The organism is Nocardioides pinisoli (assembly GCF_024199985.1).
Classification (GTDB): domain Bacteria; phylum Actinomycetota; class Actinomycetes; order Propionibacteriales; family Nocardioidaceae; genus Nocardioides; species Nocardioides pinisoli.
In genome coordinates, this window is record NZ_JANARS010000003.1 from 91769 (window position 1) to 104371 (window position 12603).

General features: G+C 70.0%; 12 protein-coding genes. 1 reads left to right on the forward strand and 11 read right to left on the reverse strand.

Annotated elements, in window-relative coordinates; translation table 11 throughout:
* Positions 1 to 11: 11 nt before the first annotated feature.
* The 11 genes from NCI01_RS07515 to rplJ form a co-directional block, all read right to left on the reverse strand.
* Positions 12 to 1325, reverse strand: a complete 1314-nt coding sequence (locus tag NCI01_RS07515; protein WP_254180866.1) for an MCE family protein — start codon at positions 1323 to 1325, stop codon at positions 12 to 14.
* Complete coding sequence (locus tag NCI01_RS07520) at positions 1322 to 2773, reverse strand: MCE family protein (RefSeq protein ID WP_254180867.1); 1452 nt, start codon at positions 2771 to 2773, stop codon at positions 1322 to 1324. Before NCI01_RS07520 ends, NCI01_RS07515 begins: the two co-directional genes overlap by 4 nt.
* On the reverse strand, positions 2770 to 3930 hold the full coding sequence (locus NCI01_RS07525) for an MCE family protein (protein ID WP_254180868.1): 1161 nt from the start codon (positions 3928 to 3930) through the stop codon (positions 2770 to 2772). Before NCI01_RS07525 ends, NCI01_RS07520 begins: the two co-directional genes overlap by 4 nt.
* Before the next feature lie 3 nt (positions 3931 to 3933).
* Positions 3934 to 4896 carry an MCE family protein gene (locus tag NCI01_RS07530; RefSeq protein WP_254180869.1) on the reverse strand — a complete coding sequence of 321 codons (963 nt, stop codon included), beginning with the start codon at positions 4894 to 4896 and terminating at the stop codon, positions 3934 to 3936.
* Between the two features lie 136 nt (positions 4897 to 5032).
* Entirely contained in the window at positions 5033 to 6070 is a 1038-nt protein-coding gene (locus tag NCI01_RS07535) for an MCE family protein (RefSeq protein WP_254180870.1), read from the reverse strand.
* Positions 6067 to 7338 (reverse strand): MCE family protein, encoded by a 1272-nt coding sequence (locus NCI01_RS07540; protein ID WP_254180871.1) that lies wholly within the window; start codon positions 7336 to 7338, stop codon positions 6067 to 6069. Before NCI01_RS07540 ends, NCI01_RS07535 begins: the two co-directional genes overlap by 4 nt.
* A 7-nt stretch (positions 7339 to 7345) precedes the next feature.
* Positions 7346 to 8170 carry an MlaE family ABC transporter permease gene (locus tag NCI01_RS07545; protein WP_254180872.1) on the reverse strand — a complete coding sequence of 275 codons (825 nt, stop codon included), beginning with the start codon at positions 8168 to 8170 and terminating at the stop codon, positions 7346 to 7348.
* Positions 8171 to 8173: 3 nt separating this feature from the next.
* Complete coding sequence (locus NCI01_RS07550; protein ID WP_254180873.1) at positions 8174 to 8959, reverse strand: MlaE family ABC transporter permease; 786 nt, start codon at positions 8957 to 8959, stop codon at positions 8174 to 8176.
* A gap of 6 nt (positions 8960 to 8965) precedes the next feature.
* Positions 8966 to 9922, reverse strand: a complete 957-nt coding sequence (locus NCI01_RS07555; protein ID WP_254180874.1) for an ABC transporter ATP-binding protein — start codon at positions 9920 to 9922, stop codon at positions 8966 to 8968.
* A 262-nt stretch (positions 9923 to 10184) separates the two neighbouring features.
* A complete protein-coding gene (gene rplL, locus NCI01_RS07560) occupies positions 10185 to 10577 on the reverse strand; it encodes a 50S ribosomal protein L7/L12 (RefSeq protein WP_056907137.1) in 393 nt (130 codons plus the stop codon).
* A gap of 78 nt (positions 10578 to 10655) precedes the next feature.
* Positions 10656 to 11321 carry a 50S ribosomal protein L10 gene (gene rplJ / locus NCI01_RS07565; RefSeq protein WP_254180875.1) on the reverse strand — a complete coding sequence of 222 codons (666 nt, stop codon included), beginning with the start codon at positions 11319 to 11321 and terminating at the stop codon, positions 10656 to 10658.
* Positions 11322 to 11605: 284 nt separating this feature from the next.
* Here rplJ and NCI01_RS07570 point away from each other — a divergent pair, with 284 nt between their 5' ends.
* Positions 11606 to 12595, forward strand: coding sequence for a DnaB-like helicase C-terminal domain-containing protein (locus tag NCI01_RS07570; RefSeq protein ID WP_254180876.1), 990 nt, complete (start codon positions 11606 to 11608; stop codon positions 12593 to 12595).
* Positions 12596 to 12603: the final 8 nt, after the last annotated feature.

Sequence of the window (12603 nt, forward strand, 5' to 3'; positions counted from 1 at the left end):
GGTCTGCAGGGTCAACGACGATCGGCGGCCGACGTCACGCCGTGCCCGAGCAGCGGCTCGAGGTAGAGCCACTTCCAGCTGTCCTCGCCGAGGGTCCGCGGCGCCGCGGGACGCGACCCGGTGAGGCGCTGGATCTCGGCGGGGTCGGACGTCACGGCGCCCGTCTCGGGGTCGTGGGCGAAGTCGGCGGCACCCCAGCCGGTGGCCGGTCGCGGCGCCTGGATGTTCTGCGCGCCGCGGGCGTTGGAGGTCGCCGCCGACTCGGTGCACCCGGCGCCCTCGTTCATGGGGGCGTCGCTGCCGTCGAGCGGCGAGCGGCGGTCGGTGCCCTCGTAGCCGCCGAGGCACACGTGCGGCTCCGAGGTGAGGACCATGCCGAAGTGGGCGTCGTAGAGCCCGGTGCCCGGCGACCGCGACACGACCGTGTAGCCGCCCTCGACGACGTAGGGGTAGATGACCAGCAGCTGCTCGATGCCGTCGAGGTGCTTGACCACGACCTCGCCGGTGGTGACCAGGTTGTTGATGAGGTCGCCGAGCTCGACCTCGTTGTCCTCGAGGAAGACGCGCAGCTCGTTGGCGCCGAGCGAGCCGTCCTCGATGAGCCGGCGCAGGTCCCGGTCGTGGTCGGCCACCGTGGTGGAGAAGAGCGAGAGGTCGCGCGCGAAGCGACGGAAGGCGCGCTCGGAGTCGATCTGCCCGTTGAGCACCGTGTTGCTGTCGCGGATCAGGTCGACGGTGACGTCGAAGTTCTGCTCCGCCACGGTGATGAGCTCGTTGCTGCTGTCGAGGATCGTCTGGAGGTCGTCGCCGGCGCCCCTGAAGGCGAGGCCGAGCTCGGAGGTCACGGTGCGCAGGTCGTCCTGGTCGACGCTGCGCACGGTCTCGTCGAGGTGGGTGAGGAGGGTGTCGGTCTGGATCGGGGTCGTCGTGACGTCGCGGGCGATCTCCGAGCCGTCGCGCAGGAACGGGCCGTCGTCGCTCTGCGGCTGGAGCTCGACGTACTGCTCGCCGACGGCCGACCGGTTGCCGACCAGCGCGTGGGCGTCGGCCGGGATGTCGTCGTGCTCCTCCTCGATGTCGAGCACGAGGTCGACGCCGTCGTCGGTGAGGACGAGCTCGCTGACCTCGCCCACGCGCACCCCGCGGTAGGACACCTCCGCCCCGGCGAAGGCGCCTCCGGAGTCGGCGAAGTGGGCCACGACCGTGTAGCTCTGGTCGAGGACGAGACGGTCGAGCCGGGCGTAGCGAGCGCCCACGAAGCTGACGCCCACCAGCGTGATGATGGCGAAGACGAGCAGCTGCAGCTTGGTCCTCCGGGTGATCATCGCGTCACCATCCCGGGGACGAGGAGGCTCACGAGGGCGGGGTCGTAGACCTCCGCGAGGTCGCCCATCGTCGGCCCCCGCTCCCTGCCGGGCGGGTCGCCGGCCGGATAGGCGCCGGGGCGGGGCAGGCCGGGCAGCCCGGGCAGCGTGATCGTCGGCAGCGTGGGGACCGGGACGGTCGGCAGCGTGGGCGTCGGGAGCGGCACGGTGGGGTCTCCCGACCCGCCGCACAGGCCGGGCACGGGGTACTGCTTGCACACCGCGCTGATGACCGAGCCCGGGAGGCCGATGCAGGCGGAGACGTCGCCGCGGCGCAGGCCCTCGAGGCAGTCGTTGATCGCGTCGAGGGCGTCCTGGCACAGCCGGCTCGAGTCGGGCAGCGGGCCGTCCTGGGGCAGGGCGCTCAGCGGGATGCACGCCTCGGTCGGCAACGTGGTGGGGATCGTGGTCGGGATCCCGGTCAGGTCGACGTCGAGGGTGATCGAGAGGTTGGTGTAGTCGCCCATGTGCAGGTTGCGCGCCACCTGCGGGTCGCGGCCGACGACCTCGTCGACGAAGGGGTAGGTGAGGAAGACGTGGAAGGCGTTGGTGAAGTCGTCACCCGACGCCGCGAGCTGGGTCAGCACCGGGTCGAGCCGCCGGAGCGAGGTGATGGTCGCGTCCTTCGAGCGGGCGATGACGTCCACGGCGACCGACGACAGCCGGTCGAGGGCCGCCAGCATCTCCACGAGGTCGTCGCGCTGGCGGTCGATGGAGTCGAGCGCGCTGGGCAGCTCGTCGAGCGCCCGGTCGATCGTGGGCAGCTGCTTCTCCGCCGCGAGCGCGAGCCGGTTGAGCGACTCGATCGCGTCGACGATGTCGGCCTTGTTCTCGTCGAGCTGGCCGGTGAAGGTGCGCAGGTTGCGCAGCACGGAGCGCGCGGAGTCCTCGCGGCCCTCGAGGGCCAGGTTGAGCTCCTGGGTGATGGTCTTGAGCTGGGCGACGCCGCCTCCGTTGAGCAGCAGGCTCAGGGCGCCGAGCACCTCCTCGACCTCGGGGTTGCGACCGGCCCGCTCGATCGGGATGACGGCCCCGTCCCGCAGCCGGGACTCGATCGCACCCTCCTCAGGGGCACTGAGCTCGACGAACTTCTCGCCGAGCAGGCTGGTCTGGCGCAGCTCGGCCACCGCGTTGCCGGGCAGGTCGACGTCGCGCCGGATCTCCAGGGTGACCAGCGCCTGGTAGCCCTCGAGGTCGACGGCGCTCACCTTGCCGACGCTCACGTCGTTGACCTTGACCGTCGACTGCGGCACCAGGTCCAGGACGTCGGCGAACTCCACCTTGACCGTCATCGGGTCGTCTCCCACGTCGGGACCGCCCGGGAGCGGGAGCGAGTAGACGCTCGCGTCGCACGCGGACAGGAAGAGCGTCGCGAGCACACCCAGCACGAGGACCTTGAGCCGCATCATCGCTCCACCTCCGGGTCTGCCGCGACGAGCCCGCCGAGGGTGGGGTCGAAGACGTCCTGCGCCGGCAGCGGCGTCGGCTCCCGGCCGAGTGCGCCGGCGCGGGGCCGGGCGAGCAGGTCGGTGATCCGGTCGCACACCTGCCCCGAGCGCTCGACCTGGCCGACGAAGCCGCACAGGAACGCGGCCGGGTCGATCTCGAGCTGGTTGATGGACTCGCCGAAGTTGGCACGCGTGTCGAGGGTGCCGGCCTGCGGGTTGTAGGTCAGCGCGAGGTTGTTGAGCGCCCCGGGGGCCACGCGCAGGATCTCGTCGAGGGCTGCTCGCTGGCGCACGAGCACCTTCGCGACCCGGTTGACCCCGGTGATGTTGCGGCTGAGCGATCCCTTGTTCTCCTCGACGAACTCCTTGACCGCCGTGAGCGCCACCGACAGGTTCCTCGTGGCGGCGACCAGCTCCTCCCGCTCCCCCGCCAGCATGGTCGAGACGTCGGCGAGGGACTGGTTGAACTGGCGCACCGTCTGGTCGTTCTCGGCGAGCGTCTCCATGAAGCCCTCCAGCGCCTCGACCGAGCCGAACAGCTCGTCGGAGTTGCCGGCCAGCGTGTCGCTGAGTCGCGAGTAGTCCTTGATCGTCTGCCGGAAGGTCGTGCCCTGGCCGCCGAAGTTGTCGGCCGTGACCGACAGCAGGTCGGACAGCGCCCCGGACTTGTTGGCACCCCGGGGACCGAGCGCGACGTTGAGGCGGTCGAGGCTCTCGTAGATCTGGTCGAGCTCGAGCGGCTGCGCGGTCTCGTCGACGGAGAGCTCGGCCCCGTCGGTGAGGACCTCGCCGGTGCCGGAGTAGGCGGGGGTGAGCTGGACGTAGCGGTCGCCGACCACCGACGGGGCGATGATCACCGCCCGCGCGTCGGCGGGCAGCTTCACCTCGTCGTCGTACGTCATGGTGACGGTCACGTCGGTGCCGGTGGGTTCGACGCGGGTCACCGTGCCCACTGCCACGCCGAGGACCCGGACGTCGCTCCCCTCGTAGACGGAGATGGCGCGGGGGAAGTGGGCGACGAGGGTCTTGGAGGTGTCGCCACCGAGGAAGCTGACGGCCGCCGCGACGACGAAGGCGAGCACGACGAGCGGTACGACGAGGCGCTTCACGAGGTCCATGGGTCAGCCCACCTGCGGGACGGGTGGGAAGTTGGAGATCCAGGTGTCGAACCACGGACCGGTGCCGAGCGTGTTGGCGAAGACGCGGTAGAACGGCGCCATCAGCCGGAGACTGCTGTCAAGGTTGTCCTCGTTCTTGTTGAGGACCGCCACGACGTTCTCGAGGTGGGCGAGGGCGGGCCTGAGGTCCTCGCGCGACTGCTCGATGAGGCGGGTGAGCTCCTTCGACAGGGTCGTGCTGGAGACCAGCAGGTCGTGCACGGCCTCGCGGCGGGCCACGAGGGCCCGGAACAGCACGTCGCTGTCCTGCATCAGCTTGATGATGTCCTGGTCGCGCTCGTCGAGGACGGTCGAGACCCGCTCGAGGTTGACCAGCAGCGTGTTGAGCTGCTCGTCCTTCGCGGCGATGTTGGACGAGAGCCGGCTCAGCCCGTCGAGCGCGCCCCGGAACTCCTCGGGGGTGTTGCGGGTGAGGTCGGCGAGCGTGGTGAGCGACTCCGCGAGCCGGTCGGTGTCGATCTGCTCGGAGGTCGCCGCGAGTCCCTCGAACGCCTCGACCACGTCGAACGGCGAGGAGGTGCGCGCGGCGGGGATCGTCGCCCCCTCGGCGAGCCGGCCGCCGCCGGCGGGCTCGAGCGCGAGGAACATCGAGCCGAGGATCGTCTTCACCTTGATCGCGGCCCGGGTCTCGCCACCGAAGTCGGCGGCGTCGTCGACCTTGAAGCTGACCCGCACCTCGTCGCCCGCGAGCTCGATCTCGTCGACCTTGCCGACGCGGACGCCGGCGATGCGGACCTCGTCGTTGACCTTGAGCCCGCCCGCCTCGGTGAACATCGCGTGGTAGGTGTCGCCCCCGCCGATGATCGGCAGGTCGTCGGCCCGCAGGGCGGCGACCACGGTCACCGCGAGGACGACGAGGCTGACCGCCCCGACCACGATCGGGTTGCGTTCCCTGAACGGCTTCATGTCCGGGGTCCCCTCGGCGTTGTGAGGAGGAGCGCTTCGGGGCCCCCGCAGGCTTGCGGTGGAGGAGCGCAGCGGGGGAACCGCAAGGCTGTGGGGTGAAGCGTTGCGGGGGAGCAGAACGTCGTGGGGTGGCTTGTCATCCGAGATCACACCTGTCGGAGCCGGTGTTGTACTTCACCGGGATCGAGATGTCGCGGGGCAGGTTGACCCGCCCCTGGAACTCGCAGAGGTAGAAGTTGAAGAACGAGCCGTAGATCGCGGTGCGACCGATCTTGGTGAGCTTGATCGGCAGCACCTGGATGGCACGGTCGAGCTCGGCCTTGTTCTTGTCGATGTTGCCGGCCACCGCGCGCAGCTCCTTGATGTCCTTCACGAAGGGCTCGCGGATGCCGTCGATCAGGGAGGCGGTCTCCACCGACAGGGCCGAGACCTCCTCCAGTGAGCCGAGGATCGCGTTGCGGTCCTTCTTCAGCCCGCCGACCAACGTGCGGAACGACTGGATCAGGCGGGTGAGCTGCTTGTCGCGGTCGGCGACGTGGTCGAGGACCAACGACAGGTTGTCGATGAGGTCGCCGATGACCTGGTCGCGGTCGGCGAGGGTCGAGGTCACCGACGCGGTGTGCGCGAGCAGTCCCTCGAGCGTCCCGCCCTCGCCCTGGAACACCTGGACGAGCTCGTAGGACAGCTGGTTGACGTCCTCGGGCGAGAGCGCCTCGAAGAGCGGCTTGAACCCGTTGAAGAGGACGGTCAGGTCGAGCGCCGGCGTCGTCCTCGACACCGGGATCGTCGAGCCGGCCGGGAGCCGTCGGGTGTCACCCACCTCCTGCGTGAGCGAGATGTAGCGCTGGCCGACGAGGTTGCGGTAGCGGATCGCGGCGTTGGTGCCGCCGTTGACCGAGGTGTCGCGGTCGACCGAGAAGGTGATCAGCGCACGGGTGCGGTCGACGATCTCCACCTCGCTGACGGTGCCGACGCGGACGCCGGCCACGCGGATGTCGTCGCCCTTGTTGACGCCGGTGGCGTCGGTGAACTCCGCCCTGTACTCCCGCGACCTGCCGAAGTCGAGGTTGCCGATCGTCACGACCAGCACCGTCGTGGCGAGCGAGGTGACGACGACGAAGACCAGCAGCTTGACCAGGTCGATCGAGGTCTTCACGTCCAGGATCCGGCTCATCGCAGCGACACCTCCGCCCCGCGTGCCATCGGCCCCACCAGGAGGACCCCGAGGTCGGGTACGTCGTCGCTGCTGACGCCGAGCCCCGGGGCGAGCAGCGCCTTGAGGAGCGCGGACTCGTCACGGCCGCCCGCGAAGCCGGCGGCGGTGCCGGACCAGCCCGGGGCGACGCGGCTGGTGCCCTTGCCGGTGGGCTCGTCGACCCCGTCGACGAAGTCGGGCTGGGTGCCCGGGTTGCTCTGCGAGTACGGCGGGTTCGGCAGGGTCCCGCAGTAGGGACCGCGCTTGTCGCCGTAGACCGGTGCGTCCTGGGGGCCGTAGCCGCGCGGCTGGTTGGGCAGCGTCTCCAGGACGATGTGGAGGGTGAAGCCGCGGAACGCCTCGGCCTGGAGCTTGCCGGCGCCGACGATCCCACCGAGCAGGCACGGGTAGCCGGGGGCGTAGCGCGCGAACACCTCGAGCTGGGCGGCACCGAGGTCGGCGAGGCGGACCAGGTTGTCGCCGTTGGCGCGGGTGAACCGCTCGGTGACGCCGGCGAACCTGGACACGTCGTTGAACAGCGCCTGCAGCTTGTCCTCGCGGTCCTCGAGCGTGGAGGTGGTGGTGATCGTGTTGCGCAGGATGGTGGCGACCTCCGGCAGCACGTCGGCGTACGTGTCGGAGACCCGCGCGGTGAGCCGCAGGTCCTCGATGAGGGCCGGGAGCTCGGGGTTGAAGCGGGTCAGGTAGGAGTCGAGCGTCTCGAGCGTCTCGCCGAGCTGCTCGCCCCGGCCCTCGAGGGCCGTGGCGACGGCGTTGAGGGTGGTGTTGAGGTCAGCGGGCTGGACCGCGCGCAGGAGCGGGTAGAGGTCGCTGAGCACCTGCTCGACCTCGATCGAGAGGTCGGTGCGCTGGATGACGTCGCCGTCGGCGATCGTCTCGGCGGACGACCCGCCCTCGGGGACGACGAGGGAGACGAACTTCTCGCCGAAGAGGGTCTTGGGCAGGATCGAGGCGGTGACGTCGCGCGGGATGTCGGTGGTCCGGTCCTGGTAGAGCCCGAGCGTGATGTCGGCGCCCTCCGCGGTGGGCTCGTAGTCGAGCACCTCGCCCACGATGACGCCCTTGATCTTGACGTCGGCGCGCTGCGGCAGCTGGAGCCCGATCTTGGACGCCTTGACGGTGACCTCGTCGTAGTCGCTGAACTTCTGCGTGAACACGCCGTAGGTCGCCCAGACCGCGGCGAGCATGAGGGCGAGGAAGAGCACGCCCAGGGACTTGGTCCTCATCGTCGGCTCACCCCGCCAACCGCACGGTGGTGGCCGCGCCCCAGATGGCCATGGACAGGAGCAGGTCGAGCACGTTGATGGCGACGATGCTCGTGCGGACCGCGCGACCCACGGCGACGCCCACGCCGGCGGGCCCGCCGGAGGCGTTGTAGCCGTGGTAGCAGTGGATGAGGATCACGGTCACGGCGAAGACGAGGACCTTGCCGAACGACCACAGCACGTCGCCCGGTGGCAGGAACGCGTTGAAGTAGTGGTCGTAGGTGCCGGCGGACTGGCCGTAGAACTGGGTCACGACGAGCCGGCTCGCGAAGTAGGACGACAGCAGTCCCACGACGTAGAGCGGGATGATCGCGATCAGGCCGCCCACCACCCGGGTGGCGACGAGGAACGGCATCGAGGGGATGGCCATCACCTCGAGGGCGTCGACCTCCTCCGAGATCCGCATGGCGCCCAGCTGGGCGGTGAAGCCGCACCCGACCGTGGCGGCGAGCGCGATGCCCGCGACCAGCGGCGCGATCTCGCGGGTGTTGAAGTAGGCCGAGACGAAGCCGGAGAAGGCGGCGGTGCCGAGCTGGTTGAGCGCGGCGTAGCCGGAGAGCCCGACCTGGGCGCCGGTGAAGAAGGTCATGCCGATGATGACGCCGACGGTGCCGCCGATGACGGCGAGCGCACCCGAGCCGAGCGTGACCTCGGCCAGGATCCGCATGATCTCGCGGGGGTAGCGGGTGACCGAGCGCGGGACCGCCTTCAGCACCCCGAGGTGGAAGGCCAGCTGGCCACCCAGGTCGTCGAGGGAGGCGAGCGGCTTGGCGTAGACGTCGCGGAGGGCCATCGCTCATCCGCCCTTCGGGGGGACGACCTGCAGGTAGATCATGCTCAGCACGAAGTTGGCCACGAAGAGCAGCAGGAACGTGATGACCACGGACTCGTTGACGGCGTCGCCCACGCCCTTCGGCCCGCCCTTGGCGTTCATCCCCTTGTAGGAGGCGACGATCGCGGCGATCAGTCCGAAGACGAGCGCCTTGATCAGCCCGATCCAGAGGTCGGGGAGCTGGGCGAGCGCGGTGAAGCTGGCGAGGTAGGCGCCGGGGGTGCCGTCCTGCAGGATCACGTTGAAGACGTAGCCGCCGCTGACCCCGACGACGCTGACCATGCCGTTGAGGAAGAACGCCACGAGCATGCACGCCAGCACGCGCGGCACGACGAGGCGCTGGATGGGGTCGATGCCCAGCACCATCATCGCGTCGAGCTCCTCGCGGATCTTGCGGGCGCCCAGGTCGGCCGCGATCGCGGAGCCGCCGGCGCCGGCGATCAGCAGCGCGGTGCCGATGGGGGCCGCCTGCTGGATGACGGCGAGGACCGACGCCGAGCCGGTGAAGGACTGGGCGCCGAACTGCTTGATCAGCCCGCCGACCTGGAGCGCGATGACGGCGCCGAAGGGGATGGCGACCAGCGCGGTCGGCACGATGGTGACCGAGGCGATGAACCACGCCTGCTGGATGAACTCGCGCACCTGGAAGGGCCGCCGGAACAGCCCACGCCCCACGTCGAGGGCGAAGGCGAAGAGGTTGCCGGCGACCCCGATGGGCGCGAGCGCGCGCGAGGACATGGACGTGGCCATCGGTCGTCAGGCTCCCGGGGCCAGGCCGGCGTTGCTGGACTCGAACGAACCGGGCGGCGGCGTGACGCCGTGCTCGCGACACCACTCCCCCGCCGGACGCTGGCTGCGGCGCGGGATGCCGTTGGAGGGGTCGAGCTGCAGCGGGATCGGCGGCAGCGGCGGGAGCTCCTGCCCGGCCTCGGCCGCGAGCTCGTCGGCGTCCTTCTCCTCCGACATGCCGATCGGGCCGACGCGCTGCGCGTTGAGGAACTGCCGCACGACCGGCTCCTCCGAGCTCAGCAGCTGCTCGCGAGGGCCGAACATCGCCAGGTGCCGGTGGTAGAGCAGCCCGATGTTGTCGGGCACGGTGCGCGCGGTGTTGATGTCGTGGGTGACGATGAGGAAGGTGGCGTCGATCTGGGCGTTGAGGTCGACGATGAGCTGGTTGAGGAAGGCCGTGCGCACCGGGTCGAGGCCCGAGTCGGGCTCGTCGAAGAGCACGATCTCGGGGTCGAGCACGAGCGCGCGGGCCAGGCCGGCGCGCTTGCGCATGCCTCCGGAGATCTCACCGGGGAGCTTGTCCTCGGCGCCGAGGAGACCGACGAGGTCCATCTTCTCCATGACGATGTCGCGCACCTCGGACTCGGACTTCCTCGTGTGCTCGCGCAGCGGGAAGGCGACGTTGTCGTAGAGGTTCATCGAGCCGAACATCGCGCCGTCCTGGAACAGCACGCCGAAGAGCTTGCGGATCTCGTAGAGCTCGCGCTCGGAGCAGCTCGCGATGTCGGTGCCCTCGATGATGATCGAACCCTTGTCGGGCTTGAGGAGGCCGATGAGGGTCTTGAGGAACACCGACTTGCCCGTGCCCGACGGACCGAGCATCACGCAGATCTCACCGGCCGGGACGGTCAGCGTGACGTCGCCCCAGATGAGCTGCTTGCCGAAGGACTTGGTGAGGTCGTTGACCTGGATCTCGACGCCCATGTGCACCCTCCTGCCGGCTGGCTCGCCACTGGCCGGGCGGCTCCCGCCCCGCGCTACTCCTGGGTAGACAACGCGGGAGGGCGCGAGAGGTTACGGCCGCGGTGCGACGCTCGTCACTCACCGTCGCGAGACGCGCCGGTGCGTTCACCCCTGCGGAGGGACGCGGGTCCGTCCGGTCGGCGCCGGACATGACGAAGGGCGGCCACCCCACGGGGTGACCGCCCTTCGACGGGTGCTGCGGTGCAGCGGTGCTAGCGGATCGTCACTTGACGGTGACGGTGGCGCCGGCGGCCTCGAGGGCCTCCTTGGCCTTGTCCGCGGCAGCCTTGTCGACGTTCTCGAGGATCGTCTTGGGCGCGGCCTCGACGAGGTCCTTCGCCTCCTTCAGGCCGAGGGAGGTGAGGGCGCGCACCTCCTTGATGACGTTGATCTTCTTGTCGCCGGCGGCCTCGAGGACGACCTCGAAGTCGGTCTTCTCCTCGGCGGCGGCGTCGCCGCCGGCAGCGCCACCGGCGGCCGGGGCGGCGGCCACGGCGACGGGAGCGGCGGCGGTCACGCCGAAGGTGTCCTCGAACTGCTTCACGAACTCGGAGAGCTCGATCAGGGTCATCTCCTTGAAGGCGTCAAGGAGCTCGTCGGTGCTGAGCTTCGCCATGGTGGCGTTTCCTTCCGTGTGTGGCGCCATCGCGTGGTGCGAGGCGCCGGGTTTCAGGTGGTGTACGTCGGCCTGGGCTCAGGCGTCGGTGGACTCGGCGGCCGGCTCGGCAGCCTCGTCGGTCGCCTCGGGCTCGGCGGCTCCCTCGGACGAGGGGGCCTCCTCCGCCGGGGCGTCCTCGGCAGCGGGAGCAGCCGGCGTGCCGGCACCACCTGCGAGGATCGAGGGGTCCTGCTCGGCCTTGGCCTGGAGCGCACCCGCGAGACGGGCGGCCTGGGCGATCGGGGCGTTGAGCAGGTAGACGGCCTGGGAGAGCGAGGCGAGCATCGCGCCCGCCAGCTTGCCCAGCAGCACCTCGCGCGACTCGAGGTCGGCCAGCTTGGCGACCTCGGCAGCGTCGAGCGGCTTGCCGTCCAGGACTCCACCCTTGATGACAAGAGCGGGGTTTGCCTTGGCAAAGTCACGCAGACCCTTGGCGGCCTCGACCACGTCTCCATTGATGAAGGCGATGGCGGTGGGGCCGGTCAGCAGGTCGTCGAAGCCTTCGATGCCCACCTCGGTGGCGGCGATCTTGGCCAGCGTGTTCTTGACCACGGCGTAGTTGGCGTTCTCGCCGAGGGAGCGCCGCAGGTCCTGCAGCTGCTTCACGGTGAGCCCGCGGTACTCGGTCAGCACAGCGCCGGCGGAGTCGTTGAAGGACTCAACGATCTCTGCAACGGCGGCAGTCTTTTCTGGCCGCGCCATGGGTCTCCTTCCGGGGTTGACCACCGGCGTCGGGACCACAGAAGACGAACGCCCTGAGCACAGGCTCAGGGCGTGGAGCGGCGTGAGCCGCTTGCTCTTCACCTGCGCCGGCCGCCCGCTGCTGCGGACCTTCGGTCACGAGCGAGGAGCTCGTGACAACCTGCGGTCTCTGGTTTCGAGAGGGACAGTACGCGCCGGGGCGCGGACCAGACAAATCGGCGGCATCGGCCGGCAAACCCCGCAATCGGCCCACGCACGCCGCCCAACACTGGTCCAATGACCCCGTGGATCACCAGCTCATGACCGTCGGAGCCTCCCTGGCCCGCAGCGACGAACGCATGCTCACCGGCCGCAACGCGGCCGGGCGCCTCTGGAAGACCGGTTTCGGCGGCCTCGACCCCCTGATCGGCGGCGGGATGCGGGCCGGCTCGCTGGTCCTGCTCGCCGGGCCGCAGGGCCTCGGCAAGTCGACCTTCGCGCTCCAGGTGGCCCGCAACAACGCCGCCACCGGTCGTCCGGTCCTCTACTTCTCCTACGAGCACGACGCCGAGGACCTCACCCAGAAGCTCATCGCCATGGAGGCGGGTGAGCTCGACGACTCCGACCAGGTGCGGGTGAACAGCATCAGGTCGATTTTCGACGACCTGTGGGTGAGCTCGCTGGAGCACCGCCTGGAGTCGGTCCCCTCCGGTGTCGAGGCACTGACCCGGGTCGCGCAGTACTCCGAGATGCTGTTCGTGCACCGCTCCACCGGCACGCGCACCGACCTCGCTGCGATCCAGAACGCCATCGACGCGGTGCGGGAGCTCTCGGGCACGACCCCTCTGGTGATCGTGGACTACCTGCAGAAGGTGAGGTCGAGCCACGCCGACGAGGAAGCCAGCACCACCGAGATCGTCGAGGGCCTCAAGGACCTCGCCATCGACATCAGCGCGCCGGTCCTCGCGATCGCGGCTGCCGAGAAGGAGGCGCTGCGCCGGGGCAAGCGGATGCGTGCCAACGACCTGCGCGGCTCGAGCGCCCTGGCCTACGAGGCCGACGTCGTCCTGGTGCTCAACAACAAGTTCGACATCGTCGCGCGCCACCACCTGACCTACGACCTCGGCAACGCCGAGCGGTTCCGCGACTACGCCGTCCTGACGGTGGAGAAGAACCGGTTCGGTCGCGACGGCGCGGTGCTGCAGTTCCGCACCCGCTTCGACCAGGGCCGCTACGAGTCCGAGGGCTCGGAGGTCAAGGAGCAGCTGATCGACGAGCGGGTCTTCCGGGAGTGAGACGAAGC